Source organism: Haloferax sp. Atlit-12N, assembly GCF_003383095.1.
Taxonomy (GTDB): domain Archaea; phylum Halobacteriota; class Halobacteria; order Halobacteriales; family Haloferacaceae; genus Haloferax.
Genome location: NZ_PSYW01000001.1, coordinates 470318 through 486625, shown reverse-complemented (window position 1 = coordinate 486625; position 16308 = coordinate 470318). Strand labels below are relative to the sequence as shown.

16 protein-coding genes are annotated in these 16308 nt (G+C 65.3%); 15 read left to right on the top strand and 1 reads right to left on the bottom strand.

Annotated features, from left to right (window positions below; genetic code table 11):
* Window positions 1-82: 82 nt before the first annotated feature.
* The 14 genes from C5B90_RS02570 (at window position 83) to C5B90_RS02505 (ending at window position 14345) form a co-directional block, all read left to right on the top strand.
* Window positions 83-1831, top strand: a complete 1749-nt coding sequence (locus tag C5B90_RS02570) for a flippase activity-associated protein Agl23 (protein ID WP_115878861.1) — start codon at window positions 83-85, stop codon at window positions 1829-1831.
* 158 nt (window positions 1832-1989) lie between these two features.
* Window positions 1990-3138 (top strand): 5-(carboxyamino)imidazole ribonucleotide synthase, encoded by a 1149-nt coding sequence (locus tag C5B90_RS02565; protein WP_115878859.1) that lies wholly within the window; start codon window positions 1990-1992, stop codon window positions 3136-3138.
* 6 nt (window positions 3139-3144) lie between these two features.
* A complete protein-coding gene (purE, locus tag C5B90_RS02560) occupies window positions 3145-3756 on the top strand; it encodes a 5-(carboxyamino)imidazole ribonucleotide mutase (RefSeq protein ID WP_049968279.1) in 612 nt (203 codons plus the stop codon).
* 189 nt (window positions 3757-3945) lie between these two features.
* Entirely contained in the window at window positions 3946-4362 is a 417-nt protein-coding gene (locus C5B90_RS02555; protein WP_058566654.1) for an NADH-quinone oxidoreductase subunit A, read from the top strand.
* Window positions 4359-5060 (top strand): NADH-quinone oxidoreductase subunit B, encoded by a 702-nt coding sequence (locus C5B90_RS02550; RefSeq protein WP_008321368.1) that lies wholly within the window; start codon window positions 4359-4361, stop codon window positions 5058-5060. Before C5B90_RS02555 ends, C5B90_RS02550 begins: the two co-directional genes overlap by 4 nt.
* Window positions 5057-6730, top strand: coding sequence for an NADH-quinone oxidoreductase subunit D (locus C5B90_RS02545; RefSeq protein ID WP_058828168.1), 1674 nt, complete (start codon window positions 5057-5059; stop codon window positions 6728-6730). Before C5B90_RS02550 ends, C5B90_RS02545 begins: the two co-directional genes overlap by 4 nt.
* On the top strand, window positions 6730-7779 hold the full coding sequence (locus C5B90_RS02540) for a complex I subunit 1 family protein (protein ID WP_115878857.1): 1050 nt from the start codon (window positions 6730-6732) through the stop codon (window positions 7777-7779). The genes C5B90_RS02545 and C5B90_RS02540 overlap by 1 nt, the downstream gene beginning before the upstream one ends.
* Window positions 7776-8237, top strand: a complete 462-nt coding sequence (locus C5B90_RS02535) for an NADH-quinone oxidoreductase subunit I (protein WP_042666382.1) — start codon at window positions 7776-7778, stop codon at window positions 8235-8237. The genes C5B90_RS02540 and C5B90_RS02535 overlap by 4 nt, the downstream gene beginning before the upstream one ends.
* A gap of 105 nt (window positions 8238-8342) precedes the next feature.
* Window positions 8343-8603, top strand: a complete 261-nt coding sequence (locus C5B90_RS02530) for an NADH-quinone oxidoreductase subunit J (RefSeq protein ID WP_004971032.1) — start codon at window positions 8343-8345, stop codon at window positions 8601-8603.
* The gene (locus tag C5B90_RS02525; protein WP_058566657.1) at window positions 8600-8971 is read left to right on the top strand and encodes an NADH-quinone oxidoreductase subunit J; all 372 of its coding nucleotides are present in this window, start codon (window positions 8600-8602) and stop codon (window positions 8969-8971) included. Before C5B90_RS02530 ends, C5B90_RS02525 begins: the two co-directional genes overlap by 4 nt.
* Window positions 8971-9273 (top strand): NADH-quinone oxidoreductase subunit NuoK, encoded by a 303-nt coding sequence (gene nuoK / locus C5B90_RS02520; RefSeq protein ID WP_058566658.1) that lies wholly within the window; start codon window positions 8971-8973, stop codon window positions 9271-9273. Before C5B90_RS02525 ends, nuoK begins: the two co-directional genes overlap by 1 nt.
* Before the next feature lie 3 nt (window positions 9274-9276).
* Window positions 9277-11298: an NADH-quinone oxidoreductase subunit L gene (nuoL, locus tag C5B90_RS02515; RefSeq protein ID WP_115878855.1), complete on the top strand. Its 2022-nt coding sequence runs from the start codon at window positions 9277-9279 to the stop codon at window positions 11296-11298.
* Window positions 11295-12824 carry a NuoM family protein gene (locus tag C5B90_RS02510; protein WP_058566660.1) on the top strand — a complete coding sequence of 510 codons (1530 nt, stop codon included), beginning with the start codon at window positions 11295-11297 and terminating at the stop codon, window positions 12822-12824. The genes nuoL and C5B90_RS02510 overlap by 4 nt, the downstream gene beginning before the upstream one ends.
* Entirely contained in the window at window positions 12825-14345 is a 1521-nt protein-coding gene (locus C5B90_RS02505) for an NADH-quinone oxidoreductase subunit N (RefSeq protein WP_115878853.1), read from the top strand. It begins immediately after the preceding gene.
* Between the two features lie 33 nt (window positions 14346-14378).
* Here the strand turns inward: C5B90_RS02505 and C5B90_RS02500 are convergent, their stop codons facing one another.
* Entirely contained in the window at window positions 14379-14759 is a 381-nt protein-coding gene (locus tag C5B90_RS02500; protein WP_008092512.1) for a hypothetical protein, read from the bottom strand.
* An 89-nt stretch (window positions 14760-14848) separates the two neighbouring features.
* Here C5B90_RS02500 and C5B90_RS02495 point away from each other — a divergent pair, with 89 nt between their 5' ends.
* Window positions 14849-16306 (top strand): DHH family phosphoesterase, encoded by a 1458-nt coding sequence (locus tag C5B90_RS02495; RefSeq protein ID WP_115878851.1) that lies wholly within the window; start codon window positions 14849-14851, stop codon window positions 16304-16306.
* The last annotated feature ends 2 nt before the right edge of the window (window positions 16307-16308 follow it).

The window sequence follows — 16308 nt, the reverse complement described above, 5'->3', positions numbered from 1 at the left end:
AGAACTACCGACACCGACCGAATTTGGCCTCCGGCGACGGGCAAGCACAAAAGTTGTATTGTCGGCGTCGCGATGGGTGGGCATGAGTACTGACAGTGGGACCGAGACGGTCACTCGGTCCCGTGCCCTCCTGGCGCTTTCGGGCGCGGTGGTCGTCGCCCTCCTCGTCCGCCTCGTCGACCTCGGCGGCCGCATCTTCCACTGGGACGAAGGCCGCGTCGGCTACTGGATTCTGCGCTATCACGAGACCGGCGAGTTCTCCTACCGGCCCATCATCCACGGCCCGTTTCTCCCCGTCGTCAACGACTATCTCTTCGCCGTCCTTCCGGCGACCGACTTCACGGCTCGACTCCCCGTGGCGCTCGTCGGCGGCCTGCTCCCGCTTTCGGTCTGGCTGTTCCGAGAGCATCTCCGCCGCGACGAGATGGTCGCGCTCGCGCTCTTCTTCGCGGCGAACCCGCTTTTGGTCTACTACTCGCGGTTCATGCGCAACGACGTGCTGGTGGCCGCCTTCTCGTTCGTCGCGCTCGGCTTCGTCGTCCGCGCGTACGACACCGGCCGCCTCGCCTACCTCATCCCCGCGGGCGTCTCCTTCGCGACCGGTTCGGCGGCCAAGGAGAACTACGTCGTCTACCTCGCGTGTTTCCTCGGCGCGGTGTTCCTCGTCTTCGACCACCGACTGCTCGCCCGCACCTCGGCCGGCGAGTCCGCCCGCGACATCCTCTTTTCGGAACTGCCCGCAAGTATCCGCGAACGACTTCGCGCACGCGGGGCGGGGAGTCTCGGTTACGGCGCGATTCGGTACGCCGCAGGTGTCCTCGGGGGGCTGTCCGCCTTCCTCGCCGTCTTCGTCTTCTTCTACGCGCCGCGGCCCGACCTCTGGAACGCCCTCGGCGGCTCAACTGCGGTTCTGCCCGTCCTCGAAGCCGGGACCGTCGGCGCGGTCTCCGAGATGTTCGGCAGTTGGCTCGGCGGCGGCCACCAGTCCCACGAGTACCTCCCGTACCTGAAGGACTTCCTCGAAACGTTCGTCTACGGTGCGCCGGTGCTCATCGTCTTCGCGCTCGTCGGCATCGTCGTGGACCGGTACGGCGTCGTCGCCGGACGGGTCCGCTGGCTCGTCGCCTTCGCGACCTACTGGGGCGTCGTGAGCATCTTCGGCTACCCGCTGGCGACCGACATCCAAGCGCCGTGGGTCGTCGTCCACGCGGTCGTCCCGCTGGCGATTCCAGCCGCCGTCGGCGCGGCGTTCGTCTTCCGCTCCGGCGTGCAGGCGCTCGACGCCAAGGACACGGTCGGCGTCGGCCTCGCGGCGCTCGTGCTCGTCGCTTCGGTCGGCGGCGTCGCGGCCGCCAACGTCGACTACTGGAACGCCTCGACCGACGAGGACAAGGAGGTGCTCCAGTGGGCCCAACCCGAAAACGACCTCAAGGCCACGCTCGACGACGTGGAGCGCGTGTCGGCCGCCAACCCCGGAACCGACGTGCTCCTGTACGGGACCCACCCGCCGGACAGCGACGAGACGCACTTCTACGTCTCCAACGAGTCGAATCCGCTCGGCGGGCCCTCGTGGCACAGTCGACTCCCGTTCCCGTGGTACTTCGAGGGCTCGGGCGTCGAGCGCACCAGTAGCGCACCGGACGCGAACGTCTCCGAGGTGACCGCCGACGCGCCGCCGGTCGTCATCGCCTACGAGTGGGATCGAACCGAACTCGAACCCGAACTCGACGGCTACGTCGTGCGCCAGCACGCCTTCAAACTCTGGAGCGAGGACGTGGTCGTCTTCATCGACGAGGACGCGCTCGAAGCCGCGAACGAGACGCAGGACTGACGCCGGCCAGCGGCGTTCGACGACCCGATTTTCTCGCGTTCGACGCGTTTGAGCGCCCGGCTCGTTCTGCGTCTTCTCTCCCGATTATATCCACGTACGTGCCTATTTGAACACATAATGTGGCAACGTTTATGCACCGACGTACTGAACCCGCGACTGTGACCGTCACCGTACCCGGACCCACGCTCGGCGTCGTCGGTGGGGGCCAGCTCGGGCGTATGCTCGGCGAGGCCGCCGCACCGCTCGGCGTCGACATCGTCGTGCTCGACCCGACACCCGACTGCCCGGCATCGGCCGTCGCCGACCAAATCGTCGGCGACTTCGACGACCCCGAGGCGATGGCGGAACTCGCCGCGCGGGCCGACGCGCTGACGTTCGAAATCGAACTCGCCGACCCGGACCTGCTCGACGAGCTGGCCGCCGAGGAAGGAATCGATGTCCACCCCTCGCCCGACGCGCTCCGGACCATCGAGGACAAACTGGTCCAGAAGGACACCTTCGGCGAGGCGGGCATTCCGATTCCGCCGTTCCACCGCGTCGACGACGCGGCCGACCTCCGCGACGCGCTCGACGAGTTCGGCTCGGTCATGCTGAAAGCCCGAACCGGCGGCTACGACGGCCGCGGGAACGTCCCCGTCTCCGACCCCGACGAGGCCGAGGCCGCCATCGAGGCGGTCGGCGGCCCGGCGATGGCCGAGGCGTTCGTCGACTTCGAGCGCGAACTGTCTGTCATCGGTATCCGCGGCGAAGACGAGATTCGCACCTTCCCCGTGGGCGAGAACGTCCACGAGGAGGAGATTCTCCGCGAGACCGTCGTCCCGGCACGGACGACAGACGAAGTTCGCGAGGAGGCCGCCCGCGTCGCCCGCGAGGTGCTGTCGCACCTGCCCGGTCGCGGCGTCTTCGGCATCGAACTGTTCGAGACCCCGGCGGGCGACGTGCTCGTCAACGAGGTCGCACCACGGCCGCACAACTCCGGCCACTGGACCATCGAAGGCGCGCTCTCCTCGCAGTTCGAACAGCACGTTCGCGCCGTCCTCGGCTGGCCGCTCGGTTCGACGACTCGACGGTCGCCCACCGTGATGGCGAACGTCCTCGGCACGGTCGACGAGAGCCGACCCGCGCGCCTCGGCGGCCTCGACGACGCGCTTGCGGAATCTGGCGTCTCGCTGCACTGGTACGGCAAAGACGAGGTTCGCCCGCTCCGCAAGATGGGCCACCTCACCGCCGTCGGCGACGACGACGCCGACCTCGAAACGCTTCTCGAACGCGCACGCGACCTTCGCGACGGACTGTACTTCGACTGATACACAATGACGACAGAACGGGACCTCATCGACGAACTGCACGCACAGGCCGACGCCGACCGCGACCCCGAGACGACGCCCGACGTGGGTATCATCATGGGGTCGGACTCCGACCTCGACGTGATGTCCGGCGCGCACGAGGCGCTGGACACGCTCGGGTTCGGCGAACAGACGGACTTCGACGCGCCGCCCGAGGAGCGATTCACCTACGAGACGTACGTCGTCTCCGCGCACCGGACGCCGGACCTGATGTACGCCTACGGCGACACCGCGCGCGACCGCGGGGTCGAGGTCATCATCGCCGGCGCGGGCGGCAAGTCCGCGGACCTGCCGAACATGACCGCCTCCATCGCGTACCCGATTCCGGTCGTCGGCGTCCCCGTTCAGGAGAAGTCGGTCGACTCGGTCATCGGGATGCCGACGGGCGCACCCATCGTCGCCGTCGACGCCGGCAAGTCGTTCAACGCCGCACTTTCGGCCGTACAGGCGCTTTCTCGGGGGTACCCCGAACTCGAAGACCGGCTCGTCGAGTACCACGAGGACCTCGTTTCCGACGTGGCCGAGACCTCGGCCGCGCTCCACGACCTCGGGGTCGCGGGCTTCCGCGAGTCGCGGTAGTCCGTCGGCCGTCATCGCCGGGTCATTTTTGCGCCAGTGAGGGCTGCTCCCGACGTCGAAACCCTGCCCGCACGGGGTTCCGGGCGTCTCTCGCGTATTTTCCAAATAGAAGCTCTCTCGCGCCCGAAACACACAAATCAATGTTTATAGGGGAGCGCTTCTAACCGCCGCACGTCAGGGAGACACGGCATGAGTGATTGGATTGCAATCGGTGCGATGGGTTTGGTCGGTGTCGGCTTACCGCTCGCGATGATGGCGGTGTCGGCGCTGCTTCGCCCAAGCGTACCGGAACAAGGAAAGAGTGCCACGTACGAGAGTGGTGAGGTGCCGACAGGCACGGCGCGCGTCCAGTTTAACATTCAGTACTACATGGTCGCGCTGCTGTTCCTCGTGTTCGACATCGAGACCGTCCTGATTTTCCCGTGGACGGTCATTTACCGCTCGGCCCTCGAACAGGGCGCGTCGCTGGCGACGGTTCTGACGCCGATGCTCGTTTTCATCGGTGTCCTCGTCGTCGGCCTCGTCTGGGCGTGGCGCAACGGCGCAGTCAAGTGGGTCAAAAGCCCGCAGGCCAGTCGTCGTAAGACAGAGAGGAAAGATGCATGAGTAGCGAACAGAAACCATTCGTCACGGACGATACACAGGTACAGACCGAGACTCGCGACGCCCGGATGGCGGGGGCGGACGACCGGTTCAACTCGAAGCTTCGGGAGGCGTTCGGCTCGTCACCGTTCATCCTCACGAAGTTCGACAAGTTCATGAACTGGGTCCGCGGGTCCTCGATGTTCATGCTGCAGTTCGGTATCGCGTGCTGCAGCATCGAGATGATGCACACCTACGCGATCAAGCACGACCTGGACCGATTCGCGGCGGGTGTGCCGCGCGCGTCGCCGCGACAGGCCGACGTGATTATCGTGCCGGGGACGATCGTTTCGAAGTTCGCCCCGCGCATGAAGCGCGTCTACGACCAGATGCCCGAGCCGAAGTTCGTCGTCGGCATGGGGTCGTGTACGATTTCCGGCGGCCCGTTCCAGGAGGGCTACAACGTTATCAAGGGCGCAGAAGAGGTCATCCCGGTGGACATCCACATCCCCGGCTGCCCGCCGCGCCCGGAGGCGCTCATCTACGGTATCGCGAAGCTCCAAGAGCGCATCGCGAACGGCGAGTCGAGTCCGGTGACGGTCAAGCCGTACGAACTGGAGCAGTTCGGCGACCTCGAGCGCGACGAAATCGTCGACAAACTCGCCGCGCAGATCGACGAAGACGACCTCGTTATGCGGTACAACTGGGCTGATTCGCCATGAGTCTCGAAGAGCAACAGTCCGACGAGCCCGCGGAACTCGAATCGGGCGTCAGCCGCGGTGACGAACTCGCCGACCTGCTCGGCGACCTCGTCGTCGGCCGCGAAGAGCACATGAACGCGCCCGGCCTCGTCATCCGTCCCGACGAGGTCCAAGACGCCCTGTTCAAGCTCCGCGACGAGGCCGGCTTCGACCACCTCTCGTGTGTGACCGCACAGGAGTACGAGGACCGCTACGAGTCCATCTACCACCTGACGAAGTTCGACGACCGGACCGACGAGGTCTCGGTCGTCGTGCCTACGTCGAAGGACAACCCGGTCAGTCAGTCCGCCGAACCGGTGTTCCGGACGGCCGACTGGCACGAGCGAGAGGCGTACGACCTCGTCGGCATCCAGTACGAGGACCACCCGGACCTGCGTCGTATCCTCCTGCCGGAAACGTGGCAGGGTCACCCGCTCGGACTGGACTACGACCAGGACCGTCCGCAGATTGCGACGCTCCGCGAGCACGCGAACCCGCTCGAAGAGGACCACCGCGCCGGGGACAGCAACACGATGTACATCAACATCGGTCCCCACCACCCGGCGACCCACGGCGTGCTGCACGTCGAGACGGTCGTCGACGGCGAACAGGTCGTCGACCTCGAATCCGACATCGGCTACCTCCACCGCTGCGAGGAGCAGATGTGTCAGCAGGGGACCTACCGGCATCAGATTATGCCGTACCCCGACCGCTGGGACTACATCTCGGCCGGACTGCTGAACGAGTGGGCCTACGCCCGCACCGCGGAGGACCTCGCGGATATCGAGGTTCCCGAATACGCTCAGATCATCCGGACGATGAGCGCGGAACTGTGCCGCATCGCGTCGCACATGATCGCGCTCGGCACGTTCGCGCTGGACGTGTACGGCGACTTCACGGCCATCTTCATGTACGCCATGCGGGACCGTGAAATCGTCCAGAACATCCTCGAAGACCTCACCGGTCAGCGCATGATGTTCAACTACTTCCGGCTCGGCGGGGTCGTCTGGGACCTCCCCGAACCCCGCGAGGAGTTCTTCGAGAAGATTCGTGACTTCCTCGACGGGCTTCCGCAGGCCCTCGAGGAGTACCACGACATGATCACCTCGAACGAGATTCTGCAGGCCCGTACGGTTGGTACGGGCGTCCTGCCGCCGGAAGTCGCAAAGAGCTACGGCGCGACCGGACCGGTCGCCCGCGGCTCCGGCATCGACTACGACCTCCGCCGCGACGACTCCTACGGCTACTACGACGAACTCGACTGGGACGTCGTCGTCGAGGACGGGTGCGACAACTTCTCGCGCCTGCTCGTGCGTATGCGCGAAGTCGAGGAGTCGGCCAAGATCATCCAGCAGTGTGTCGACCTGCTCGAAGACTGGCCCGAAGACGAGCGGAACATCCAGGCCAACGTTCCGCGCACCCTGAAGCCCGAAGAGGACACGGAAATCTACCGCGCCGTCGAAGGCGCGAAGGGCGAACTCGGCATCTACATCCGCGCCGACGGCACCGACAAGCCGGCCCGCTTCAAGATTCGCAGTCCGTGTTTCTCGAACCTGCAGACGCTCCCCGAGATGTCCGAGGGTGAGTACATCCCCGACATGATTGCCTCGCTCGGCAGTCTCGACATCGTTCTCGGAGAGGTGGACCGGTAATGAGTCTGCAAGCGGTCCTTCCGGACACGATCAGCGGGCTTCTCGGCCTCGAAGGCGTCCTCGGGGACGTTGTCGGCGGACTCGTCGGCGCGTTCCTCGTCGCCAACATCATGCTCATCATGACGGCGTTCGCCGGGCCGTGGGCCAAACGGAAGATTACGGCGGCCTTCGGTGACCGCATCGCGGTCAACCGAATCGGTCCGTTCGGTCTCCTGACCATCGTCACGGACGCAGTCCGTCTGCTGTCGAAGGAACTCATCGTTCCCGAGGGCGTCGACCGTCCCGCGTGGGACCTCGCGCCGATGGTCATCCCCTTCTCCGCGCTGCTCGGATTCGCCGTCATCCCGATGGGCAACGGCATCCAGCTTGCAGACCCCGAGACCGGTCTCGCGTTCGCCTTCGCTGCGGCGTCTATCGCCTCGCTGGGCATCGTCATGACCGGCTACGCATCGAACAACAAGTTCTCGCTCATCGGCGCGCTCCGCGCCGTCGCGGCGAACATCGCCTACGAGATTCCGCTCGTCGTCACGGCGGCCTCGGTCGTCATCTTCACCGGGTCGCTCCGCATGAGCGAAATCGTCGCCGTGCAGGCCGAGCCGCTGCTTTCGGTCGCGGGCGTGACGATTCCGACGTGGTTCGCGTTCGTGAACCCCTTCGCGTTCGCGCTGTTCATGATCGCGAACCTCGCGGAGGTCGGCCGCAACCCGTTCGACATCCCCGAAGCGCCGACCGAGATTGTCGCCGGGTATCAGACCGAGTACTCCTCGGTCTACTTCGTACTCATCTACCTCGGTGAGTTCATCCACATCTTCCTCGGCGGCGCTATCGCGGCGACCCTGTTCCTCGGCGGTCCGGCGGGCCCGGTCCTGCCCGGATTCGTCTGGTTCACCATCAAAATCTGGGCGTTCTTCCTGTTCACCCAGTGGGCGCGCTCCGCGGTTCCGCGCCTTCGCGTCGATCAGTTCCTCGAAATCGGTTGGAAGGGGATGCTCGTGCTCTCCTTCGCCAACCTGGTTCTCACGGCCATCATCGTGGGGGTGATTGCATGATCGGAATCCTCAAAGGCATGGCAGTGACGCTGAAGCACGCGCTCGACGGGCAGACGTTCACGGTCGAGTACCCCGAGACCGCGCCCGAAGTGAGCCCGCGTTTCCGCGGCGTCCACAAGTTCAGCCAAGAACGGTGTATCTGGTGCCGTCAGTGTGAGAACGTTTGTCCGAACGACACGATTCAGATCGTTCAGGACGACCAGCGCAACGGCGAGCAGTACAACCTCCACATCGGCCAGTGTATCTACTGCCGACTGTGCGAGGAGGTCTGTCCCGTCGACGCCATCCTACTCACGCAGAACTTCGAGTTCACGGCGGACACGAAGAACGACTTCGTCTACAACAAAGAACAGCTCAAGAACGTCCCGTGGTACAAGGACATCGACCCACTCAACTCCCGCAACCCCGACCGCAACGCGTGGATCGGCGAGGGTGAAGGAGAGGTCGACTACCAGTAACATGACCGCGAGTGAATCGTTCGAGTCCCGTCAGCCCGCGTCCGCTACCGGACGCTGAGGACGTTCTCGAAATGTTCAAAGGGATATCTCAAGGAGACATACACAATGGTTTATGAAACCATCGCGTTCGCGCTGTTCGCCCTCATCACCGTGGGCTGCAGCCTGGGCGTCGTCCTCGTGCGGGACATCTGGCATTCCGCACTCCTGCTCGGGGGCGCGCTCTTGAGCGTCGCGGTGCATTACGTGATGTTGCAGGCGGAGTTCCTCGCCGCCATGCAAGTCCTCGTCTACGTCGGCGGGGTACTGATTCTCATCACGTTCGCCGTGATGCTGACGCGTATCAATCCGGAGGTGAGTAGTACATGACAACCAAACCGCAGCTGAAACTCGGTTCGCACCTCGTGCCCGGACTCGCTGCCGTCGCGCTGTTCGTCGTGATGGCGGTCGTGTTCGTCGGTGCGTCGTTCCCGAACCCACAGGGGTTCGCAGAGGGAGCAAACATCACCGCGAGCATCGGCTATTCGATGTTCAACCTCGACTTCGGGGACGTCACCGGGGAGAGCTTCCTCGTCGCGTTCATCGTCATCGCGGTAACGCTCGACGTCGCTCTTGACGGTGCCATCCACCTCGCGAGGCGCGAAGAGAGCGGTCAGATGCGGACCATCCTGACCGACGGCGGCCGCGAGCTCAAGCGAACGTTGCTCGACAGCGACGATGAGGAGGGAGACCACTGATGGTTCCCCCGCAATACTATCTGCTGCTGTCGGCAGCCGTGTTCTGTATCGGCATCTTCGGCCTCTTGACTCGACGGAACGCGCTGTTGTTCCTGATGTCGGTCGAACTGATGCTGAACGCCGCGAACATCAACCTCGTCGCGTTCTCCTACTACTGGGGCAACGTGACGGGCCAGACGTTCACCCTGTTCACGCTGGCGCTCGCGGCCGCGGAGGTCGCAGTGGGTCTCGGTATCATCCTCGTACTGTACCGTAACTTCGACGGCGTGGACGTGACCAACGCGACCACGATGAGGTGGTAATATATGGCAGGTATCTTAGATTTCGCTCCGGCCATCGTCCTCCTCCCGTTCCTCTCGTTCCTGATCGCGCTCGGGGCGGGACGGTACATGCCGAAGGGAGGCGCGCTGGCGGGTATCGGCGCGACGGCAGGCTCGTTCGTCCTGTCCATCGCGACGTTCTTCGCCGTCAGCGGCGGACAGACCTACAACCAAACGATTTACACGTGGGCGGAGGGCCTCGACGCCATCAACCTGACGTTCGGTCTACTCATCGACCCGCTTTCGTCGATGATGCTCGTCATCGTGACGCTCGTCGCGCTCCTCGTCCACGTCTTCAGCCTCGGATACATGAACGACGAGGGCGAGACGGGTCTCCCGCGCTACTACGCCGGGCTCGGCCTGTTCACCGCCTCCATGCTCGGGTTCGTCGTCGCCGACAACCTGCTCATGGCGTTCATGTTCTTCGAGCTGGTGGGCCTGTGTTCCTACCTGCTCATCGGCTTCCACTTCCGGCAGGACGGCCCGCCGAGTGCCGCGAAGAAGGCGTTCCTCGTCACCCGCTTCGGTGACTACTTCTTCCTCATCGGCGTCGTCGCGGTGTTCGCGACGTTCGGCTCCGCCGCCTTCGCCGGCCCGGACGCCTTCCCGGTCCTCGCCGAGGAGGCGCTCAACGGCGAACACTCGGTCAACACGTTCCTCGGTATGGGCGAACAGGCGTGGTTCACCGTCGTCGGCCTCCTCGTTCTCGGGGGCGTCGTCGGGAAGTCCGCGCAGTTCCCCCTGCACACGTGGCTCCCGGACGCGATGGAAGGTCCGACGCCCGTCTCCGCGCTCATCCACGCAGCGACGATGGTCGCGGCCGGCGTCTACCTCGTCGCTCGGATGTACGGGTTCTACGTGCTGACGCCGACGACGCTCGCCATCATCGCCCTCATCGGCGGCTTCACCGCCCTCTTTGCGGCGACGATGGGCGTCGTCAAGAAAGAGATCAAGCAGGTGCTCGCGTACTCGACCATCAGCCAGTACGGCTACATGATGCTCGGCCTCGGTGCCGGTGGCTACGTCGCGGCGACGTTCCACCTCATGACGCACGCCTTCTTCAAGGCGCTGCTCTTCCTCGGTGCCGGTTCGGTCATCATCGCGATGCACCACAACGAGAACATGTGGGACATGGGCGGTCTGAAAGACAAGATGCCCGTGACCTACTACGCGTTCCTCTCCGGGTCGCTCGCCCTCGCGGGCATCGTCCCGTTCGCAGGCTTCTGGTCGAAAGACGAGGTCCTCTACGAGACGCTCATTCACGGCCTCGGTGGCAGCCCGATTCTGCTCGCCGCGTACGCGATGGGCCTGCTCGCCGTGTTCTTCACGGGATTCTACACCTTCCGGATGGTGTTCCTCACCTTCCACGGCGAGCCACGGTCCGGAACGGCGCGTGACCCCCACGGCGTTCGCTGGAACGTCAAGGGTCCGCTCGCCGTCCTCGGCGTGCTCGCCGCGACGACTGGACTCGTCAACATGGTCCCGGTCGAGAAGCTCTTCGGTATCAAGGGAATCGACTTCCTGCACCAGTTCCTCGACGGGAGCTTCAGTTCGCTGAACGCGCACCACTACGCCGAACTCATCCCGTACAGTTCGGGCTACATCGGCGGCGAGGCCGGAACGGTTGCTATCGGTGCGGCCGTCTCGCTCGGCTTCGCGCTCGGCGGTGCCGCGCTCGCGCACGTGCTGTACAACGTCCCCGAGCCCGTCGAACACACGGACAAGCTCGGGAGCATCAAGACCGTACTGTACAACAACTACTACCAGGACGAGTACCAGGTCTGGATCGCGACCGGCGTCGTCCAGCCCATCTCGCGCGTCCTCGATAAGTTCGACCAGGGTATCGTCGACGGCGTCGTCAACGGTATCTCCAGCGTGAGCCTGTTCGCTGGCGGTCGCGTCAAGCGCATTCAGACCGGTGTGGTGAGCAACTACGCGGCGCTCCTCACGCTCGGTCTGACCGCGCTGCTTCTCGGTCTCGGCCTGCTCGGAGGTTGGTTCGCATGATAATCGAAGCGCTCATCGCAGTCACGTTCCTCGCCGCGCTGGTCACCTTCGTCCTGCCGGACCGGTACGCCGGCAAGGCGGCCTTCGCGCTGAGTCTGGCTCCCGTCATCGGGAGCCTCTACATGTGGCAACAGTACGACGCGAGCGGGAACGCCTTACTCGGCGGGAACATCGCGTTCGAGACAGACGTCGTCTGGCTGCAACTCGGCCAGTACGACCTCCACTGGATGGTCGGCGTCGACGGCATCAGCATGCCGCTCGTCGTCCTCACGACCATCCTCACCACGCTCGCTATCGTCAGCGCGTGGACGCCAATCGCGGAGCGTCAGTCCCAGTTCTTCGGCCTGATGCTCCTGATGGAGGCGAACCTGCTCGGCGTCTTCACGGCGCTCGACTTCTTCGTCTGGTTCGTCTTCTGGGAGGCCGTCCTCGTCCCGATGTACTTCCTCATCGGCGTCTGGGGCGGTCCCCGACGCAAGTACGCGGCGATTAAGTTCTTCGTCTACACGAACATCGCGTCGCTCGTGATGTTCATCGGGTTCATCTCGCTGGTGTTCGGCCTCGGCGACTCGATTACGTCGCTGCGGTTACCCGAGATTGCCCAAGCGTTGCAGGCCGGGCAGCTCGGAAGCTTCGCGGGACTGTCGGCCGGCGCGCTCGCGTCGGTCGCGTTCATCGCGATGTTCTTCGGGTTCGCGGTCAAGGTCCCGGTCGCCCCGCTTCACACGTGGCTGCCGGACGCACACGTTGAGGCTCCCACGCCGGTGTCGGTCATGCTGGCGGGGGTCCTCCTGAAGATGGGTACGTACGCCCTGCTCCGGTTCAACTTCACGATGCTGCCGGAGACGGCGCGCGCCTTCGCGCTGCCCATCGCCCTGCTCGCCGTCGCGAGCGTCATCTACGGCGCGCTCCTCGCGCTGGCACAGCAGGACCTCAAGCGCATCGTCGCGTACTCCTCCGTCTCGTCGATGGGGTACGTCATCCTCGGTCTCATCGCCTACACCACCTACGGCGTCGGCGGTGCGACCTTCCAGATGGTCGCCCACGGCCTCATCTCCGGTCTGATGTTCATGGCCGTCGGCGTCATCTACAACACGACCCACACGCGCATGGTGTCGGACATGTCCGGCATCGCCGACCGGATGCCCGTCACGGCGGGCATCTTCGTCGCCGGCGCGTTCGGCTACATGGGCCTGCCGCTCATGGCCGGCTTCGCCGCGGAGTTCTTCATCTTCAAGGGCGCGTTCGAGTCCACAGTGATGGAGGCCATGCCGCTGTTCACCGGTGCCGCGATGTTCGGTATCGTTATCGTCGCCGGCTACCTGCTGTTCGCGATGCAGCGGACGCTGTTCGGACCCTTCCGGTTCGACGGCGACTACGATGTCACGGAAGCGCCGTTCCACGACGTCGCACCCCTCGCGGTGCTGCTGCTTCTCACCATCGTGCTCGGTGTCTCTCCGGACATCTTCTTCACGATGATTCAGGACGCGGTTAATCCGATTCTCGAACTGGGAGGTGCGTTCTAGATGACGCCCCTCCAGACGCTCCCCGAGTGGGCGGCGACGGCTCCCGCCATCGTGCTCGCGCTGACGGGACTCGCGCTGCTGCTCATCGACACCATCGACCCGGACTCCACGAACAACGGCCTGCTGGCCGGCACGGCGACGCTCGGCGCGCTCGCCGCCGGCGGCATCGCCGCTTGGTTCCTCATCGGTGGAACCGGCATGGAGTCCACCGGCGGCGCGATTTCGCTGTACGGCGACGCGCTCGTCGTCGACGGGATGAGCCTGTTCTTCACGCTCATCTTCACCAGCGTCACCGCGATGGTGACCGTCGCCTCCTACGACTACCTCGCGGACGAGGAGTACCAGGGTGAGTTCTACTCGCTCGTCATATTCGCCGCGACTGGTATGACGCTCATGGGGATGTCGAACTCGCTGGCGACCGTCTTCGTCAGCCTCGAACTGGCGTCCCTCCCCTCGTACGCGCTCGTCGCGTTCCTCAAGAAGGACCGCGGCAGCATCGAGGCGGGCCTGAAGTACTTCCTCATCGGCGCGCTGTCGTCGGCGGTGTTCGCGTTCGGTATCAGCCTCGTGTTCGCCGTCACCGGCTCGCTGGTGCTCCCGGAAGTCGCCGCGACGCTCGCCGAGGGCACCGAACTCGTCGGCGTCCTTGGCCTCGGCGTGCTGATGATCGCCGGCGGTTTCGCGTTCAAGACCGCCTCCGTCCCGTTCCACTTCTGGGCGCCGGAGGCTTACGAGGGCGCGCCCGCCCCCGTGAGCGCGTTCCTCTCGTCGGCGTCGAAGGCGGCCGGCTTCGCCGTCGCCTTCCGCGTCTTCACCGTCGCGTTCCCCCTCGAGACCGTCACCGCGGTCGGCGGCGGGAGCGTCGACTGGTCGCTGCTGTTCGCGCTGCTCGCCGTCGTCACGATGACGCTCGGTAACTTCGCGGCGGCGACCCAAGAGAACGTCAAGCGCATGCTGGCGTACTCCTCTATCGGGCACGCCGGCTACGCGCTCATCGGACTCGCGGCCATCACCGTCGACGGTGGTGCCGCGAACGGCGACGTGCTCGGCGCGAGCATGGCCCACCTGCTCGTCTACGGCTTCATGAACACGGGCGCGTTCCTGTTCATCGCCATGGTCGAAAAGTGGGGCCTCGGCCGCACGTTCGAGGACTACAACGGCATCGCGTCGAAGGCGCCCATCGCCGCGACGGCGATGACCGTCTTCATGTTCTCGCTCGCCGGCCTGCCGCCGTTCGGCGGCTTCGTCTCGAAGTACGCGCTGTTCTACTCGGCCATCGAGTCCGGCTTCTGGTGGCTCGCCGCCTTCGGTGCGGTCAACAGCGCGCTGTCGCTGTTCTACTACAGCCGCGTCGTGAAGGCGATGTGGATCGAGGAGCCGTCGAAGCCCCTCGAAATCGGCAGCCAGCCGGTCGGTCTCTACGTGGCGATCATCTTCGCCGCGGTCGGGACGGTCCTGCTCCTGCCCGGCTTCCAGCCCGTCATCGAGACGGCCCAGACCGTCGCTGCGGCGCTCTTCTAAGCGTCCCGGCGGTTCGGTTCGATTCGGTTTCTTTTATTCTCGCAGTAACTCACCGAGCGCCGACGCCAACTCCTCGGAGCGCCTGAGCGTCAGGCCGTCGGTGGTGACGAACACGCCCTTGTCGTCGGCCGTCACCCGCGTCAGGTAGCCGTGGTCGAACGCGCGGACAGTGTACCGGTAGTTCCCGAGTTCGGAGCCGCGGTAGGCGGTCCGCGCCTGAAACCCGTCGGTCTCGTGTTCGACGAACCCGGTGAGGTCGGCGTCGGCTTCGAGGTCGCTTCGGAGGTATATCTGGTCGCACCGGTCGTGCGTGAAGTACGTCACGCTCCTGAGGTCGTCGCCGACGACGGTTCGACAGGTTCGGACGAACGACTCGGCTCGCGACTCGGGGAGCAGTTGCGTCTCGAGTTCCATCGTATATGTGTCATGCGTTGGCATGACATAATATCATCGCCGGGTGGGAGGACGGTAGGGTTTTGCGGCCGGAGTCCGACCCTCCGTGTATGGTACGTCGCCTGGTTCTCGGCTGCGGGTCGCTCGGCGGGAACCTCGTCGAGCAACTCGCCGACCGCGGGGGGACGGTAACGGTCGTCACGGACCGGAAGGGCCGCGCCGATGACCTCCGTTCGGACGGCATCGCCGCGAGAGAGGGCGACCCCGCCGACCCGTCGAACTACCCCGACGCGGCCGACCTCGTCGTCATCGGCGGGCAGTCTTCGGCTTCGAACCTCGACGCGGCGCGGGCGGCCCACGACCGGTTTCCGGACGCGCCGCTCGTCGTCTACCTCGGCGGCGACGCCGACCCGTCGGTCCGCGCCGACATCGACGCGTTGGCCGACGAGGTCATCGACCCGCGTCGAATCGTCTCCGGGCGAATCCTCGACGCCGTCGGTACGTCGCACACGGAGCGGTTGAACCGCCTGATGCGAGTCCTCCGAAACCTCGACGGCAGGCTCGCGGTCGTGATGCACGACAACCCGGACCCCGACGCCATCGCCGCGGCGCTGGCGCTGCAGGCCATCGCCCAGCGGGCGAGCGTCGACGCAGACGTGTGTTACTTCGGCGACATTTCTCATCAGGAGAACCGCGCGCTCGTGAACCTCCTCGATTTGGACCTTCGGGTTCTCGACGAGGTTCCGGCGGACGACGAGTACGCCGGCTTCGCGCTCGTCGACCACTCTCGACCGGGCGTCAACGACCGCCTGCCGCCGGAGACGACCATCGACATCGTCATCGACCACCACCCGCCGCGTGCGCCGGTCGAAGCGGCGTACGTGGACCTCAGACGCGGCGTCGGCGCGACGAGCACGCTGCTCGCGGAGTACCTCGAACGGCTCGGTATCGTCCCCGACACGACGGTGGCGACGGCCCTCCTGTTCGGGATTCAGGTCGACACGAACGACTTCACGCGGGAGGTCTCGACCGCCGACTTCGAGGCCGCCGCCTTTCTCATCCCCCACGTCGACGTGGACCTGCTCGAACGGGTCGAGACGCCGAGTCTGACCTCCGAGACGATGGAGACGCTCGCCCGCGCCATCTCGAACCGCGACGTGCGGGGGAACGTCCTCACGACGAACGTCGGCGATATCCGCGAGCGGGACGCCCTCGCGCAGGCCGCCGACCACCTCCTCGGGATGGAGGGCGTCGAGGTGACGGTCGTCTACGGGCTAATGGACGGCACCGTCTACGTCTCCGGTCGCGCTCGCGGGGCGAAAGTCGACCTCGGAGAGACGTTCCGCGACGCTCTCGGCTCTATCGGGAGCGCCGGCGGCCACGCGGACATGGCGGGCGCACAGATTCCACTGGGCATCCTCGACGACGTGGGCGACGACTCCCGAGAGTCGCTCGCGACCATCGTCACGGACATCGTCGCCGGGCGGATGTTCGAGACGCTGGAGCACGCGACGCCGACGCCGAGTCTGGATACCGACGTGGCCTTCGAGTACCCGCTCGATGAGTGAAC

What these genes read in the sequence shown, in the direction of transcription:
- C5B90_RS02530 (WP_004971032.1), top strand. Translation starts at nt 8,343, where the DNA reads ATGGTTTATGAAACCATCGCGTTCGCGCTGTTCGCCCTCATCACCGTG.
- C5B90_RS02545 (WP_058828168.1), top strand. Translation starts at nt 5,057, where the DNA reads ATGAGTCTCGAAGAGCAACAGTCCGACGAGCCCGCGGAACTCGAATCG.
- C5B90_RS02500 (WP_008092512.1), bottom strand. Translation starts at nt 14,759, where the DNA reads ATGGAACTCGAGACGCAACTGCTCCCCGAGTCGCGAGCCGAGTCGTTC.
- C5B90_RS02540 (WP_115878857.1), top strand. Translation starts at nt 6,730, where the DNA reads ATGAGTCTGCAAGCGGTCCTTCCGGACACGATCAGCGGGCTTCTCGGC.
- C5B90_RS02570 (WP_115878861.1), top strand. Translation starts at nt 83, where the DNA reads ATGAGTACTGACAGTGGGACCGAGACGGTCACTCGGTCCCGTGCCCTC.
- C5B90_RS02550 (WP_008321368.1), top strand. Translation starts at nt 4,359, where the DNA reads ATGAGTAGCGAACAGAAACCATTCGTCACGGACGATACACAGGTACAG.
- C5B90_RS02555 (WP_058566654.1), top strand. Translation starts at nt 3,946, where the DNA reads ATGAGTGATTGGATTGCAATCGGTGCGATGGGTTTGGTCGGTGTCGGC.
- nuoL (WP_115878855.1), top strand. Translation starts at nt 9,277, where the DNA reads ATGGCAGGTATCTTAGATTTCGCTCCGGCCATCGTCCTCCTCCCGTTC.
- nuoK (WP_058566658.1), top strand. Translation starts at nt 8,971, where the DNA reads ATGGTTCCCCCGCAATACTATCTGCTGCTGTCGGCAGCCGTGTTCTGT.
- C5B90_RS02510 (WP_058566660.1), top strand. Translation starts at nt 11,295, where the DNA reads ATGATAATCGAAGCGCTCATCGCAGTCACGTTCCTCGCCGCGCTGGTC.
- C5B90_RS02505 (WP_115878853.1), top strand. Translation starts at nt 12,825, where the DNA reads ATGACGCCCCTCCAGACGCTCCCCGAGTGGGCGGCGACGGCTCCCGCC.
- purE (WP_049968279.1), top strand. Translation starts at nt 3,145, where the DNA reads ATGACGACAGAACGGGACCTCATCGACGAACTGCACGCACAGGCCGAC.
- C5B90_RS02525 (WP_058566657.1), top strand. Translation starts at nt 8,600, where the DNA reads ATGACAACCAAACCGCAGCTGAAACTCGGTTCGCACCTCGTGCCCGGA.
- C5B90_RS02535 (WP_042666382.1), top strand. Translation starts at nt 7,776, where the DNA reads ATGATCGGAATCCTCAAAGGCATGGCAGTGACGCTGAAGCACGCGCTC.
- C5B90_RS02495 (WP_115878851.1), top strand. Translation starts at nt 14,849, where the DNA reads ATGGTACGTCGCCTGGTTCTCGGCTGCGGGTCGCTCGGCGGGAACCTC.